Origin of the sequence: Nocardia inohanensis NBRC 100128, from assembly GCF_001612945.1 — a bacterium.
Lineage (GTDB): Bacteria > Actinomycetota > Actinomycetes > Mycobacteriales > Mycobacteriaceae > Nocardia > Nocardia inohanensis.
Window position 1 is genome coordinate 63,859 of record NZ_BDBK01000016.1, and the last position, 14,214, is coordinate 78,072.

15 protein-coding genes are annotated in these 14,214 nt (G+C 68.1%); 11 read left to right on the plus strand and 4 right to left on the minus strand.

Going from position 1 to position 14,214, the window contains the following annotated elements; genetic code table 11:
* Positions 1-71: 71 nt before the first annotated feature.
* Entirely contained in the window at positions 72-1,970 is a 1,899-nt protein-coding gene (locus NI1_RS28390; RefSeq protein ID WP_084523982.1) for a glycoside hydrolase family 15 protein, read from the minus strand.
* 222 nt (positions 1,971-2,192) lie between these two features.
* Between NI1_RS28390 and NI1_RS28395 the strand changes: the two genes are divergently transcribed.
* Both NI1_RS28395 and NI1_RS28400 read left to right on the plus strand, forming a co-directional pair.
* Positions 2,193-2,429: a hypothetical protein gene (locus NI1_RS28395; protein WP_067826618.1), complete on the plus strand. Its 237-nt coding sequence runs from the start codon at positions 2,193-2,195 to the stop codon at positions 2,427-2,429.
* Between the two features lie 105 nt (positions 2,430-2,534).
* Positions 2,535-2,786 (plus strand): hypothetical protein, encoded by a 252-nt coding sequence (locus NI1_RS28400; protein WP_067826620.1) that lies wholly within the window; start codon positions 2,535-2,537, stop codon positions 2,784-2,786.
* A 172-nt stretch (positions 2,787-2,958) separates the two neighbouring features.
* Here the strand turns inward: NI1_RS28400 and NI1_RS28405 are convergent, their stop codons facing one another.
* Both NI1_RS28405 and NI1_RS28410 read right to left on the minus strand, forming a co-directional pair.
* Positions 2,959-4,506, minus strand: coding sequence for a serine/threonine-protein kinase (locus NI1_RS28405; RefSeq protein WP_067826623.1), 1,548 nt, complete (start codon positions 4,504-4,506; stop codon positions 2,959-2,961).
* Positions 4,506-5,561, minus strand: a complete 1,056-nt coding sequence (locus NI1_RS28410; protein WP_067826626.1) for a M48 family metallopeptidase — start codon at positions 5,559-5,561, stop codon at positions 4,506-4,508. The genes NI1_RS28405 and NI1_RS28410 overlap by 1 nt, the downstream gene beginning before the upstream one ends.
* A 70-nt stretch (positions 5,562-5,631) precedes the next feature.
* Between NI1_RS28410 and NI1_RS40170 the strand changes: the two genes are divergently transcribed.
* The 5 genes from NI1_RS40170 (at position 5,632) to NI1_RS28430 (ending at position 9,681) form a co-directional block, all read left to right on the plus strand.
* Positions 5,632-5,721: an Ms4533A family Cys-rich leader peptide gene (locus tag NI1_RS40170; protein ID WP_328601465.1), complete on the plus strand. Its 90-nt coding sequence runs from the start codon at positions 5,632-5,634 to the stop codon at positions 5,719-5,721.
* A 192-nt stretch (positions 5,722-5,913) separates the two neighbouring features.
* Entirely contained in the window at positions 5,914-6,960 is a 1,047-nt protein-coding gene (locus NI1_RS28415; protein ID WP_174564535.1) for a sulfate ABC transporter substrate-binding protein, read from the plus strand.
* A gap of 35 nt (positions 6,961-6,995) precedes the next feature.
* Positions 6,996-7,883, plus strand: a complete 888-nt coding sequence (gene cysT, locus NI1_RS28420; protein WP_067826628.1) for a sulfate ABC transporter permease subunit CysT — start codon at positions 6,996-6,998, stop codon at positions 7,881-7,883.
* Complete coding sequence (gene cysW / locus NI1_RS28425) at positions 7,880-8,689, plus strand: sulfate ABC transporter permease subunit CysW (protein WP_067826630.1); 810 nt, start codon at positions 7,880-7,882, stop codon at positions 8,687-8,689. Before cysT ends, cysW begins: the two co-directional genes overlap by 4 nt.
* Positions 8,686-9,681: a sulfate/molybdate ABC transporter ATP-binding protein gene (locus tag NI1_RS28430; protein ID WP_067826632.1), complete on the plus strand. Its 996-nt coding sequence runs from the start codon at positions 8,686-8,688 to the stop codon at positions 9,679-9,681. The genes cysW and NI1_RS28430 overlap by 4 nt, the downstream gene beginning before the upstream one ends.
* Before the next feature lie 226 nt (positions 9,682-9,907).
* On the opposite strand, the gene NI1_RS28435 is transcribed toward NI1_RS28430, so the two are convergent.
* On the minus strand, positions 9,908-10,516 hold the full coding sequence (locus tag NI1_RS28435) for a TetR/AcrR family transcriptional regulator (protein WP_084523856.1): 609 nt from the start codon (positions 10,514-10,516) through the stop codon (positions 9,908-9,910).
* Positions 10,517-10,591: 75 nt separating this feature from the next.
* Between NI1_RS28435 and NI1_RS28440 the strand changes: the two genes are divergently transcribed.
* From NI1_RS28440 to NI1_RS28455, 4 genes are all read left to right on the plus strand, one after another.
* On the plus strand, positions 10,592-11,611 hold the full coding sequence (locus tag NI1_RS28440) for a GlxA family transcriptional regulator (RefSeq protein ID WP_067826635.1): 1,020 nt from the start codon (positions 10,592-10,594) through the stop codon (positions 11,609-11,611).
* Between the two features lie 104 nt (positions 11,612-11,715).
* Entirely contained in the window at positions 11,716-12,429 is a 714-nt protein-coding gene (locus NI1_RS28445) for an alpha/beta fold hydrolase (RefSeq protein ID WP_067826638.1), read from the plus strand.
* Between the two features lie 45 nt (positions 12,430-12,474).
* Entirely contained in the window at positions 12,475-13,440 is a 966-nt protein-coding gene (locus NI1_RS28450; protein WP_067826641.1) for an alpha/beta hydrolase, read from the plus strand.
* Positions 13,441-13,467: 27 nt separating this feature from the next.
* The gene (locus tag NI1_RS28455; protein ID WP_067826644.1) at positions 13,468-14,181 is read left to right on the plus strand and encodes an alpha/beta fold hydrolase; all 714 of its coding nucleotides are present in this window, start codon (positions 13,468-13,470) and stop codon (positions 14,179-14,181) included.
* Positions 14,182-14,214 lie beyond the last annotated feature (33 nt).

Sequence of the window (14,214 nt, forward strand, 5' to 3'; positions counted from 1 at the left end):
AAGTCCGGCAGAGCGCCAAAAGTAAAGCCGCCCGCGCGTTTTCGCGCGGGCGGCGTCATTTCACCGGTTGTTCAGCGACCCGTGTGCGCCGGACTGAACGTCCCGGCGTGCGTCTGCTCCTCGGCGCGAATCACGTGCATCACGGCATTGATCAACGCCAGATGCGTGAACGCCTGCGGGAAGTTGCCCAGATGCCGACCCGAGCGCGAATCGATCTCCTCGGCATACAGCTTGAGCGGGCTCGCGTACCCCAGCAGCCGCTCGCACAATTGCCGCGCCCGCTGCAATTCCCCGATCTCCACCAGCGCCGACACCAGCCAGAACGAGCAGATGGTGAACGACCCCTCCTCGCCGAGCAGCCCGTCGTCGGTGGTCTCGGTGCGATACCGCAGCACCAGCCCGTTCTCGGTGAGCTCGTCGGCGATGGCGAGCACGGTGGCCCGCACCCGCGGATCGCTGGGCGGCAGGAAGCGCAGCAGCACCACCAGCAGCAGTGAGGCGTCCAGGGTTTCACTGCCGTACGACTGGGTGAACACGCCCCGCGAGTCCACCCCGTTGTCGAGAATGTCGGCCCGGATCTCGTCGGCGATATCGTGCCACTTCTTGGCGTAGTCGAATTCCCCGTGCAGCTCCGCCAGTTTCGCGCCGCGGTCCAGCGCCACCCAGCACATCACCTTCGAGGAGGTGAAATGCTGCGGCTCCCCGCGCACCTCCCAGATGCCGCGATCGGGATTGCGCCAGTTCTCGATCGCCGCCTGCACCTGGCGTTCCAGCATGGGCCACAGGGTTTCCGGGACTTGCTGGCGTGACTTCACGTGCAGGTAAACGGAATCCAGCAGCGTGCCCCAGATATCGTGCTGTTCCTGGTTGTACGCGCCGTTGCCGATGCGCACCGGCTGGGCGCCGTCGTAACCGGAGAGATGGGTGAGCTCGGATTCGGTGATCTCGCGTTCCCCGCCGATGCCGTAAAGCACTTGCAGCGGAACAGGTTTCCCGTTCCCGTCGGTCGCGACATCGTGCAGGAAGGCGAAGAAGTCGTCCGCCTCGCGATCCAGGCCGAGCGTGTACAGCCCCCACAGGGCGAAGGTGGAGTCGCGCACCCAGGTGTATCGGTAGTCCCAATTGCGTTCCCCGCCCGGCGTTTCCGGCAGCGAGGTGGTGGCGGCCGCCAGCAGCGCCCCGGTCGGGGCGTAGGTGAGGCCCTTCAGGGTCAGTGCGCTGCGTTGCAGATAGCCGCGCCACGGATGATCCGGGAACCGCCCCAGCGTGATCCACTGCCGCCAGGATTCCGTTGTGGTCCACATCTTTTCGGCCGCCTCGGCGAAGGTACGCGGCGGTGGGAGTTCCGACCAGGACAGGGCCACGAACACCTCGTCGCCCTCCTTCATCCGGGTGCGGGCGCGCGCCTCCCGGCCTTCGATGCCCAGCCGCAGGTTCGTGGTCAGGGTCAGCGTCGGGCAGCCTTCGATATCGCAAGTGGCGGAGGCTCTTTCGTACACATCCCCGCTGTATTCCCAGAGCGCCGGACCGCGGTGATAGTCGAAGGCCGGCTCGCAGCTCATCTCCAGTTCGACCACGCCGTTCACGCATTTCACGGTGCGCAGCAGAATGTGCTCGGCATCCCAGTCCATCGGGGTGCGGCGATGGGTGCGGCTGCGCTGCTTGTTGTTGTGCCACGGCCCCAGCACCAGCGCGTCGCGCACGATGAGCCAGCCGGTCTCGGTCTGCCAGGTGGTCTCCACGATCAGCCCGCCCGGCAGGTACCGCCGTGCGGCGGGCACATTGCGCCCGTACGGGCCGATCCGGAAGTGTCCGGCGCTGCGGTCCAGCATGGCGCCGAAAATGCTGGGGGAGTCCGGTCGTGGCACGCACATCCACTCCACCGAACCGTTGCGGGCGATGAGCGCGTTGGTTTCGCAATCGGACAGGAAGGCGTAGTCGTCGATCGGCGGGAAGACCGAATGCCGCATCCCGCCGGAGGATGCCAGCACGTAGCCGTCGGAGAGCTGCGCATCCGGCCGGTCGAGCGCCTCATGCGGTGGTTCGAGCGAAGTATCGGGTCCTGGATCGCCGGTGTCGCTGCCGAGCGGGCGATCGTAGGACTCCGGTTCGTCGTAGGACTCCATACAGAACATGATCGGTCCGATCGGCCCGAATCGTCCACCATCGCGGCTTCGGCCTAGGCTGGTGCCGTGCATCGGATTGCAGGATGGTGGGACGGCGTCGAACTGTGGGTGGCCGGCCTGCCCTTCGTTCCCCAGTTCGCCGTGGTGCTGGCCGCCATGGTGCCGGTTTGTTTCGCGTTGGCGTTCCTGCTGGATCGCACCCTGCGCATTGTGCTGCGGGTGCTCGGCCGTGACCGCGTGGTCGCCCGGGAATCCGCCGCCGCCGTCACCTCGCCCCGCCGCATCCGGAAGGAAGCCGCCTGATGCCACGCTCTCGCGTCCAGCTCGCGCTGATCGCACTGCTTGTTCTCGTAGTCGTGGCCTGGTTGTTCACACGCTGAGCGAATTCGCCGCGTACTGTGCTGCACCATGTCAACCGATGAAGGTCTGGAACTGGAAACCTTGCTGTCCGAAGAGGACTTCGAGGAAGAACCCCGTCTGATCGCCACCCATCTCTGCGGGCCCGAGGAGGCCCTGGAAATGGTGAAGGCCGCCCAGCTGCTGGGCCTGGGCGTGCGGCTCGCAAACCGCATCCGCCCCGACGAGGACGATGCCGAGTCCGCGACCGAGGAGTGGATCCTCGACATCCTCGAGAACCCGCCGGTCGTCGAGGACGAGTAAGCCCGTCCGGGCTCAGCACGGAACGCAATTCGGGGGCCAGGCCCCCGGACCCCCGTGCACCGGGGGAGTGAAGGGCCGGGGAAACCCGGCCTTGTTCATGCGGGAACCGAGCCGGGTCCGGGGGTACCCCCGGACCCCTTCCCAGCGCCACCAGCCCCGGAGTGTCCGGCTGTCAGTGGCGGCGGACCGATATCGCGCAGACCAGGGCGGCGATACCGAGGGCGATGCCGATGGCGCACTGGCCGATCGCGAGTGGTTCGCGGAGGGGGCCGAGGGTGAGGGTGGCCGCGTAGGACGCGACGGAGTGGATGTAGAGCTGGCCGCCCACCAGGCCCGCGATGAATCCGAGGCTGCCGAGCGCGGTGAGGATGCGGCCGGTCCGGGGGTGCAGCCACAGCAGGATCGCGCCGGCGACGAGCAGGATGCCGACCGCCGCGGCGTAGGCCGTTGCCGCGGAGAGGCTGACGTGGGCCGCGTCGGTGATCGTGGGCGGGTACTTGCCGGCGACGAATTGCCCGAAGCGGGCGTGCAGGCGTTGTACGCCTCTGGCCACGATGGCCGCGCACAGCAGGGCCAGGACCGAGGCCGCGATGGCCGGGCGGCGACCCCGCGGGCGGGCGTTGGCGATCGGATCGCCCGCCGCGACCGCGGCCAGGGAGGCGATGGCGGCCCGGGAAGCGGGCCCGTGTGACCGCTGGTTCGGGGCGGGCGGGCTCCCTGCCGGGGGCAGCGATCGCGGATCGGAGGGTGCCGAATCGGCCGGCCCGGAGTGGGCCACGATCGTCGGTGCCGGATTACCCACGGGCGCACCGTGATCGAACACCCGAGTCGCGGCCTGCCGGGAATCCGGAGCGAACGGCGCGGTGGGATGCGGCGGTGCTCCCGAACCGTGCAGGGCCGCCCAGGCCGCTTGCGCGAAGGCCGTGCAGCTGGCGAATCGCTGGTCCCGATTCTTGGCCATGGCCCGGGCGATTACCGCGTCCAGGGCCTCGGGTACGTCCGCGCGCACCAGCCGCAGCGCCGGTACCGGCTTGTTCAGATGGCCCGCGACGACTTGCCCGGGGTTCGTCGCCGCGAACGGCGGCTGCCCCGCCAGCATCGTGAAAAGTGAACAGGCCAGGGAGTATTGGTCGCTGCGATGATCCAGGGGTTCGCCCGAGAGCTGTTCCGGCGAGGCGTAAGCCAATGTCGCGGAGAAGGTTCCGGTGGTGGTCAGCTGGGTGTTCGAGTCCGCCAGGCGGGCGATGCCGAAGTCGGTGAGGACGGCGCGTTCGGCGCGGCCGGACTCCGGGGCGGAGAGCAGGATGTTGGCGGGTTTGACGTCGCGGTGCAGGATGCCGCAGCTGTGCGCGTAGTCCAGCGCCGCACCGGTTTCGGCGATCACCCGCAACGCGCGCTCCACCGAGACGCCGCGCGGGTCGAGCCGGGCGGCGTCGGTGCCGTGCACGTACTGCATGGCGATCCACAGCCGCCCGTCGTGCACCCCGCGATCCTGCACCGCCACGATATTCGGATGGTCCAGCCGCGCAACCAGATTCGCTTCGCGCTCGAACCGGTCCCGCCATTCCCGCTGCGCCGCGATATCGAGGTTGAGCAGCTTCAGCGCGAGTTGCCGCGGCAGCCGGGGATGCTCGGCGAGATACACCGTCCCCATCCCGCCCGCGCCGAGCACCCGCAGCAGCCGGTACCCGGCGAAGGTCTCATCCAGCTCCGAACGCACTACGCGTCATCCCCCTTGCGCCATTCATCGAACCGTTTGCCGATTTTCGAAACAGTGTCTCCCACTTCCTGTCCCACCGTCCCGACGGCCGCCCCGAAATCCCGCCCGAGGTTGCGCACGGTCTTGATGAGCGGGTCTTCGGACTGGTCGAAGGTTTCGCGGTAGGCGCGGGCGGCATCGCGGACCTGGTCGCTGACGCGGACGGTCCTGTCGTGTTCGCGCAGCGGGTAGCGCCCGTCGAGGATGCGGTCGTATTCACCGGAGGCGATCCAGCGCCGCAGTTCGGCGGCGCGCAGCACCGAGAAGGGGTGCGTCTGGAGTTCCAGGTTCAGCAGCTTGAGCACACCGTCGCGCAGGTCGCCGGAGCGGTCGTAGTCGTCGGCCTGGGCGAGGAAGGCGGCGTGGCTCATCTGTTCCACGCGCGAGCCGCCCGCGAGCTTCATGTGCACGCGCACCGAGGCTTCCACGTCCTGCCCGACCAGCAGCCCCGCGCGATCACCGGAGAGTTCGGATTTGCGGCTCCACTCCATCAACGCCGCCACGATGGCGCGTAATGCCCAGCCGCCCACCGGCATCCAGCCGACATTCGCCGCCAGCCGCATGAGATGCATCAGCATGGTCCGATACACCGCGTGCCCGGACAGCGCGTGCCCGAGTTCGTGCCCGACCACGAACCGGAGTTCCTCGTGATCGAGCAGATCCAGCAGCCCGGTGGTGAGCACCACGAACGGCCGGTCCATGCCGATGGTGAGGGCGTTCACCGCCGGGTCCTGCAAGACGAACATCTCGGGTGTGGTGCGCGCGTCCAGAATCCGCACCGCGTCCTCGCGCAGGTGATGCACGTTCTTGAACTGCCGCTCGTCCACCCGCACGGCCGTGGCCAGGTACAGCAGCCGGTGCTGCCGTTCGGCCAGCAGTCCGGACAGCGTCCGCAGCACCATGTCGAAGCCGCTCAGCGACCGCAGCGCGACCAGTGCGGTGCGGTCGGCCGGATGCTCCCAGGCGCGCGTGGAGATGCCCGGGAATTCCCGGCGCAGGCGGGCTGGTGTGGTCATGAAGTTTTCCCCCGTGTGGATATTCACTTTGATTCGCGGCCCCATCGGCCGCTCTGCTACAGTCTGCCGCGTGTCGTCGAGTGTTGTGCCCCAGGTCCGCCATGAATTGGCGTTGATCGCTGTGGGCTGCCTCGCGGTCGCGGACATTCACTGTCGCTGATTGCCGACCGGGCACAGCTGCACGTCTGAGTAGACTGGCGCGCGCACCTTTTCGCAGTCTGTGTTCGATCCCCCGGTGGCCCTTCGGGCCATGCGCCACCGTCGCGTTCTCCCCCCGCGACGGGTCTACGGCAGTACGCACAATCTCCCGCCGGCCGATTGTCCCGGTGGGTTACCGGAAAGGTCCACTCCGATGTCTCGCAATCCGCGCCTGACTCGTCGCAGTACTCTCGCCGTCGCGCTGACGGCCGTCGCAGCCACCGTGCTGACCGCTTGCGGCGGTGGCGCCTCCGACTCCACCGAGGGCGGCGCGGTCGCCGACGGCAGCGGCGGCACCATCAAGCTCGTCGCCTACGCGGTCCCGAAGCCGGGCTTCGACAAGGTGATTCCCGAGTTCAACAAGACCGAGGCCGGGAAGGGCGTGCAGGTCGAGCAGTCCTACGGCGCCTCCGGTGATCAGTCCCGCAAGGTGAAGGACGGCGCCGAGGCCGACATCGTCAACTTCTCCGTGGAGCCCGACGTCACCCGCCTGGTCGATGCCGGTCTGGTGGACGCGAGCTGGAATGCCGACGCCAACAAGGGTGTTCCGTTCGGTTCGGTCGTCGCGATCGTGGTCCGCAAGGGCAATCCGAAGGGCATCAAGGACTGGGACGACCTGCTCAAGCCGGGCGTCGAGGTCGTCACCCCCAACCCGTTCTCCTCGGGTTCGGCGAAGTGGAACCTGCTCGCCCCGTACGCCGCCAAGTCCGAGGGCGGCAAGAACCCGCAGGCCGGTCTGGACTACCTGTCGCAGCTGATCTCCAAGGATCACGTGAAGGTGCAGCCGAAGTCGGGTCGCGAGGCCACCGAGACGTTCTTGCAGGGCACCGGTGACGTGCTGCTGAGCTACGAGAACGAGGCCATCTTCTCCGAGCGCAACGGCGATCCGATCGAGCACATCGTGCCGCCCACCACCTTCAAGATCGAGAACCCGGTCGCGGTGCTCAAGAACGCCAAGAACCAGGCCAAGGCCGTGGCGCTGAAGGACTTCCTGTACACCCCGGCGGGCCAGAAGGCTTGGGCCACGGCCGGATTCCGCCCGGTGGACCCGAAGGTGGCCGCCGAGTACGCCAAGGACTTCCCGACCCCGCAGAAGCTGTGGACCATCGCCGATCTGGGCGGCTGGAAGGCCGTGGACAAGGATCTGTTCACCAAGGACACCGGCACCGTCGCCGTCATCTACGACAAGGCCACCAAGTAGCCGGGTGACCTGGGACACAAGCGATACTCGATACCGTGAGTGACAGCAGCGCGAGCGCCGGGACCGATTCGGGCCCCGGCGTTCCGGTAGAGAAGAAGCCCGCCCGGGACCGCTGGTCCTGGCTGCGGGTGACCGGGTCGGTGGGACCGGTCGGCATCGGTACGTCGGTGCTGTGGCTCAGCATCATCGTGCTGCTGCCGCTGGCCGCGCTGACCGTCAATTCGTTCGAGGACGGCTGGTCCGGCTTCTGGGATGCGATCACCTCGCCCGCCGCGCTCGACTCGCTGCGGGTGACGGTGTTCGTCTCGATCATCGTGGCGATCATCAACGTGCTGATGGGCACCCTGATCGCCTGGGTGCTGGTGCGCGACGAATTCCCGGGCAAGGGCATCGTGAACGCGCTCATCGACCTGCCGTTCGCCTTGCCCACCATCGTGGCCTCGATCGTGCTGCTGTCGCTGTACGGTCCGCGCAGCCCGCTGGATATCCACCTCAATGCCACCCAGCCGGGTCTGGTCGTCGCGCTGGCGTTCGTCACCCTGCCGTTCGTGGTGCGGTCGGTGCAGCCGGTGCTCATCGAGGTGGACAAGGAAGTGGAGCAGGCCGCCGCGTCGCTGGGCGCGGACAACTGGACCACCTTCCGGCGCATCATCCTGCCGACGCTGACCCCGGCCATCATCTCCGGCGGCGGGCTCGCTTTCGCCCGGGCCATCGGTGAATACGGGTCGGTGGTGCTGATCGGCGGCAATATCCCCCGCGAGACGCAGATGGCGTCGCAGTACATCCAGCAACAGATCGAGATCGACCGGCCGGTCAACGCGGCCGCGGTTTCGGTTGCGCTGCTGGCCATCTCGTTCGTGACGCTGCTGGTGCTGCGGACGGCCTCGGACCGTCTCTCCCGCAAGGAGCAGGAGGCCCGATGAAACTCGCTCCTTGGACCAAGCTCTCGCTGCGCACCATCGCGCTGGCGTATCTGGCGATCCTGCTGGTGCTGCCGCTGGTCATCATTCTGTGGCGCACCTTCGAGAAGGGCGTCGGCCCGTTCTTCGACTCCATCACCACGCCCGCGGCGCAGTCGGCGTTCCAGCTGTCGCTGCTGATCGTGGCGATCGTGGTGCCGGTGAACGTGGTGTTCGGCGTCATCACCGCGCTGGCCCTGGTGCGCGGAAAGTTCCCGGGCCGCAACCTGATTCAAGGTCTGGTGGACCTGCCGTTCGCGGTGTCCCCGGTGGTGGTCGGCGTCTCGCTGATCCTGCTGTGGGGGGCGGGCGGCTGGTTCGGCGGGCTCGACGACCACGGCTTCAAGGTGATCTTCGCGCTGCCCGGCATGGTGCTGGCCACCATCTTCGTCACCATGCCGTTCGTGGTGCGCGAGGTGGAGCCGGTGCTGCACGAGATCGGCGACGATCAGGAGCAGGCCGCCGCCACCCTCGGCGCGTCCCGCTGGCAGACGTTCTGGCGCATCACGCTGCCGGCGATCCGCTGGGGCCTGACCTACGGCATCGTGCTCACCGTGGCGCGGGCGCTGGGCGAATTCGGCGCGGTCATCATGGTCTCCACCGCGCTGCCCGGTAAGTCGCAGACGTTGACGCTGCTGGTGCACGGCCGGTACATGAACGACCACAACACCTTCGGCGCGTACTGCGCGGCCACCCTGCTCATGGGGATCGCCCTCGTTGTTCTCCTGTTGATGACCCTCCTCGAACGCAAGCGGGAGAATGCCAAATGATCACCGTGACCAATGCGAACAAGCACTACGGCACGTTCGCGGCGCTCGACAATGTCAGCCTGGACATCCCCTCCGGCGAATTGACCGCCCTGCTGGGCCCCTCCGGTTCCGGTAAGTCGACGCTGCTGCGCTCCATCGCCGGGCTGGAGTCCCTCGACAACGGCATCGTCACCATCGCGGGCAAGGACGTGACCCGGGTGCCCCCGCAGAAGCGCGATATCGGTTTCGTGTTCCAGCATTACGCGGCGTTCAAGCACATGAGCGTCCGCGACAATGTGGCATTCGGCCTCACCATCCGCAAGCGCCCCAAGGCCGAGATCAAGAAGAAGGTCGACGACCTGCTCGAGATCGTCGGCCTGGACGGCTTCCAGCACCGCTACCCCGCGCAGCTCTCCGGCGGTCAGCGGCAGCGCATGGCCCTGGCCCGCGCGCTCGCCGTCGACCCCCAGGTGCTGCTGCTGGACGAGCCGTTCGGCGCGCTGGACGCGAAAGTCCGTGCGGACCTGCGCACCTGGCTGCGCCGTCTGCACGAGGAAGTCCACGTCACCACCGTCCTGGTCACCCACGACCAGGAGGAAGCCCTCGACGTGGCCGACCGCATCGCGGTCATGAACAAGGGCCGCATCGAACAGGTCGGCACCCCCGAGGACGTCTACGACCGTCCCGCGAACGATTTCGTCATGTCCTTCCTCGGCGCGGTGGCCAAACTCAACGGCCACCTGGTCCGCCCGCACGACATCCGCGTCGGCCGCGACCCCAGCATGGCCCTGGCCGCCCACGAAGGCACCGCCCAGTCCGCCGGCGTCACCCGCGCCACCGTGGAGCGAGTCGTCCACCTGGGCTTCGAAGTTCGCGTCGAACTGCGCAACGCCGCCACCGGCGACCTGTTCACCGCCCAGGTCACCCGCGGCGACGCCGAAGCGCTGCACCTGGCCGAAGGCGAAACCGTCTTCGCCCGCGCCACCCGCATCCCGGAGCTGCCCGAATCCTGAGTCGGCATTTAAAAGACGATCTCGAAGATAGGGCGTGCCATATATTTTGGTAGGCATGTGCTCTGATCACACGTCCTTGGACGAGCTGCGGAGTGAGCGGCTCAGCCGCCTCGATTTCGATATCGATGAGTACGTCGCCGGTCGCGAAGAAGCTCGATCGGCGATCGAGTTCGATGCTCCGCCGGCGGCGAGCCCGCGATAGGCGTGCTCGAAACGCTCGCGTGGGTCAGATCGCCGGCTGGTCGGCCCAAGCGAGCGGCAGCGCATCGCAGGACACGTCTGCGATCTCCCGCAATCGCTCCGGAGCGGCGCCCATCCGGCTCAGCTGTATGAGGCCCTGGGTAGTCATAACGACATTCGCGCTCAGGGCCGACAGGAGGGCTTCGTCGGCTCCGTCCGCGCCCATGCTCAGGCGCAGGCGTTGTGCCACAGCATCTTCCATATCGGTTGTGGTGCGCAGGCCGATCGCGGCCACCTCCGGGATGCGGCCACCGAGCTGCGCGATGCTGTTGATCATCAGACAGCCGCGCCGGTCCGGGTGGGCGGCGCAATCGGCGATGACGGCCTGGCAGAGAGTGCGCACGGCCGCACGCGCCGAGCCGGGCGCGGTGCTGACGACCTCGCGTACGAAGCGGGCGCGCCGATCGCAGTATCTTTCGAAGGCTGCGAGGAACAGGCCGCGTTTGTTGCCGTACGCGCCGTAGATGCTGCCGTTGCCGATGCCGGTCGCCCGCGAGACGTCCTCGACCGAGGTGGTGTCGAAGCCCTTCGCCCAGAACAGCTCGACCGCGGCGTCGAGCAGTGCTTGCTCGTCGAACTGGCGCGGTCTACCCATGGAACTCACCGTATCAATCTGCGATCTCGAGCACTCGACTTGTTCTGGAGGCGTGGCTCCAGAATACTGGTGGTCATGTCATCCAAATCTTCCGGTGTTCGGCGCAGGGTGGGGATCCTCGTATTCGATGGCGTGAAGATGCTCGACTTCGTCGGTCCCGCCGAGGTTTTCATGGAGGCGAATCAGGCGGTCGATGGGTACGAGGTGGTGCTGGTCTCGCCGGATGGGCGGGAGGTGCAGACCTCGATCGGGGCGCGGGTGGCGGTGAGCGGGGCGGCGGCCGAGGCCGGGCGGTTCGACACGGTGGTGATTCCGGGGAGTGAATTGCCCGCTTCGGTGTTCGTGACGCCGGAGGTGTCGGCGGCGGCGCGGCATCTGTCGGCTCAGGCGCGGCGGCTGGTGTCGATATGCAGCGGGACGGCGGTGCTGGCCGAACTCGGGTTGCTCGACGGGCGGCGGGTGACCACGCATTGGAAGTACGCACCGGAGCTGGCGCGGCGGTACCCGGCCGTGGTGGTGGATCCGGATGCGATCTTCGTGCGGGACGGGAATCTGTACAGTTCGGCCGGGGTCGCGGCGGGGGTGGATCTGGCGCTGGCGCTGGTCGAGGAGGATCACGGGGCGGATGTGGCGCGGCGGGCGGCGCAGTTGCTGGTCGTCTATATGCAGCGCGCGGGCGGGCAGTCGCAGTTCTCGGCGTCGCTGACCGGGCCGGTGCCGCGCAGCCCGCTGGTGCGCAAGGTGGTCGATCTGATCTGCGCGGATCCGGCCTTCCCGCATACGGTTCAGACATTGGCCGAGCATGCCCGGGTGAGCGTGCGGCATCTGACGCGGTTGTTCCGGACCGAATTGGAGCGGTCGCCGGCCGAATACGTGGCCTTCATCCGCTTCGGGGTGGCGCGGGACCTGCTGCATGCCGGTTGCTCGGTGACCGAGGCCGCGATGGCCGCCGGGTTCGGCAGCAGTGAGGCGCTGCGCCGGGCTTTCGTTGCTCGCCTGGGTATTTCGCCGCGCAAGTATCAGCAGCGCTTCCGGACCACCGGATCCGCGAGCTGGTCGGACATATCGGACACCACCATCGCCGCCGTGTCCTGAATCGGGGTTTTCACGGCCCGCGGAGAGGGGCGGGGCGCGGTATTTCCGGATGAAACTGATGGGGCCGCGCCGGCACCCCTTCCGGCGCCGCAGAGAGGATCCCCGTGACAACCCCGACCATCGTGCTCGTGCACGGCGCTTTCGCCGACGCCGCGAGCTGGGCTCCGGTCACCGAAAACCTGCTGGCGCAAGGCCATCGGGTGCTGGCGCCGCCGATCGCCAATCGCAGTCTCGCCGCGGACGCCGCCTACGTGCGGGCCGTCGTCGAGCGCATCGACGGACCGGTATTGCTGGCCGGGCATTCCTACGGCGGCGCGGTCATCACCGTGGCCGGGGTCGCCGAGAATGTGGCCGGGCTGGTCTACGTGTCCGGTTACGCGCTGGAGCAGGGGGAGAGCCTGGGCCAATTGCAGGGCGGGTTCCCCGATTCGGATCTGTCCGCCCATCTGGTCCAGACGCCATTCCCCGCCCCGGGCGGTGAACCGGCGATCGAGGTCTCGGTCGAGATCGACGCCTTCCCGGCGGTTTTCGCGGCCGGGCTGGATCTCGCGCGTGCCCGGGTGCTGGCGGTGTCGCAGCGTCCGCTGGCGGCCGCCGCGTTCGGCGAACCGGCGTCGGCGGCCGCGTGGCGGCTGAAGCCGGGCTGGGGCATCGTCTCCAGTGCGGACCACACGCTCAACCCCGATGTGCAGCGCTTCGGTTACCGGCGTGCCGAATTGCGCTCCGTCGTCGAGATCGATGCCCCGCACCTGGTCATGCAGACCCATCCGGCGCAGGTCGCCGCCGTCATCGATACGGCCGTCGCCGAAATCGCCTGAACAGCAACGCTGTTCGCCCCCGCTCCAGCAGAGAAAGGCATCACCATGTCCGGAAACCCGCAGGGCATCTCCCTCGAACCGGCCGCCCAGGAGTTCGTCGACGCCACCTCGCAGCCGCCGTTCCTGTACCAGCTGCCGCCCGAGGAGGGCCGCAAAGTCGTTGACTCGGTGCAGGATTCGCCCATCTTCAAACCCGAGATCGACGAGGAGTGGATCACCGTCGAGGGTGGCCCGACCGGGTCGGTGCGGGCGCGCATCGTCAAGCCGCTGGGTGTGACCGAGCCGCTGCCGGTGATCGTCTACACGCACGGCGCGGGCTGGGTGTTCGGCGACGCGCACACTCATGACCGGCTGGTGCGCGACCTGGCGATCGGCGCGCACGCGGCCGTCGTGTTCCCGGAATACGATCGCTCACCCGACGTGAAGTACCCGGTCGCCAACGAGCAGTCCTACCGAATCGCCCAGTGGGTCACCACCGATGGCGCGAGCAAGGGCCTGGACGCCTCCCGCCTGGCCGTCGCGGGCGATTCGGTCGGCGGCAATATGGCGATCGCGCTGACGCTGATGGCCAAGGAGCGCGGCGACGTGTCCTTCGCTCAGCAGGTGCTGTTCTACCCGGTCACCGACGCCAACTTCGACACCGGCTCCTACGAGCGGTTCGCCGAAGGCTACTTCCTCACTCGCGAGGGCATGCGCTGGTTCTGGGATCAGTACACCACCAGCGCCGAGGATCGCGCCCGAATCACCGTGTCGCCCTTGCGCGCCACCACCGAACAGCTGGCCGACCTGCCGCCCGCACTGGTCATCACCGCCGAAGCCGATGTGCTGCGCGACGAGGGCGAGGCGTTCGCCGGGAAGCTGCGCGCCGCCGGAGTGCCGGTCACCCAGGTGCGCTACGGCGGCATCACCCACGACTTCGTGATGGTCAACGCCCTGCACGACACCAATGCCGCGAAAGCCGCTGTGGCGCAAGCGGTCGCGACCTTGCGCTCGGCCCTCCACCCGGCCTGATCCTTCAACTTCCGAGGAGTTCTCTTCATGACCCCCACCCCGACCGTCGTCCTGGTCCACGGCGCTTTCGCCGATTCCTCCAGCTGGAACGGCGTCGTCGAAAAGCTCACCGCCGCAGGCGTACCCGTGCTCGCGGCCGCCAACCCGCTGCGCGGCCTCACCTCCGATGCCGCCTATATCGCCTCGGTGCTCGACAGCGTCGAAGGACAGGTGGTGCTGGCCGGTCACTCGTATGGCGGCAGCGTCATCAGCGTTGCGGCGCAAGGCAAATCGAATGTGACCGCGCTCGTCTACATCGCGGCCTTCATTCCCGAGGCGGGTGAGAGCGCCCTGGAGCTGACCGGCAAGTTCCCGGGTTCCACCCTCGGCCCGACCACCCGTCCCGCGTCCTACCCCCTCGCGGACGGCACCGAAGCCACCGAGCTCTACATCCGTCAGGACGAATTCCCGCAGCAGTTCGCCGGCGACGTGCCCGCCGCCACCGCCGCGGCCATGGCGGTCACCCAGCGTCCGGTCGCCGTGGCCGCCCTCGAGGAGCCGGCCGCGGCCGCCGCCTGGACCGGCATCCCCGCGTTCGCCCTGCTCACCACCGAGGACAAGAACATCCCGGTCGAAGCCCAGCGTTTCATGGCCGAGCGCGCGCAGGCCGAGACCGTCGAAATCGCCGCCTCCCACGCGGTTTCGGTAGCGCGGCCGGACGCGGTCGCGGAGCTGATCCTGCGCGCGGTGCGAAAGGCGTAGCGGCCCTTCCGGCGTGGCGGATCGGCATCGGGA

Bases quoted from the DNA above. Each gene is read 5' to 3' on its own strand.
- NI1_RS28390 (WP_084523982.1), bottom strand. From the start codon at position 1,970: ATGCGGCATTCGGTCTTCCCGCCGATCGACGACTACGCCTTCCTGTCC.
- NI1_RS28400 (WP_067826620.1), top strand. From the start codon at position 2,535: ATGTCAACCGATGAAGGTCTGGAACTGGAAACCTTGCTGTCCGAAGAG.
- NI1_RS28410 (WP_067826626.1), bottom strand. From the start codon at position 5,561: ATGACCACACCAGCCCGCCTGCGCCGGGAATTCCCGGGCATCTCCACG.
- NI1_RS28415 (WP_174564535.1), top strand. From the start codon at position 5,914: ATGTCTCGCAATCCGCGCCTGACTCGTCGCAGTACTCTCGCCGTCGCG.
- cysW (WP_067826630.1), top strand. From the start codon at position 7,880: ATGAAACTCGCTCCTTGGACCAAGCTCTCGCTGCGCACCATCGCGCTG.
- NI1_RS28430 (WP_067826632.1), top strand. From the start codon at position 8,686: ATGATCACCGTGACCAATGCGAACAAGCACTACGGCACGTTCGCGGCG.
- NI1_RS28435 (WP_084523856.1), bottom strand. From the start codon at position 10,516: ATGGGTAGACCGCGCCAGTTCGACGAGCAAGCACTGCTCGACGCCGCG.
- NI1_RS28440 (WP_067826635.1), top strand. From the start codon at position 10,592: ATGTCATCCAAATCTTCCGGTGTTCGGCGCAGGGTGGGGATCCTCGTA.
- NI1_RS28450 (WP_067826641.1), top strand. From the start codon at position 12,475: ATGTCCGGAAACCCGCAGGGCATCTCCCTCGAACCGGCCGCCCAGGAG.
- NI1_RS28455 (WP_067826644.1), top strand. From the start codon at position 13,468: ATGACCCCCACCCCGACCGTCGTCCTGGTCCACGGCGCTTTCGCCGAT.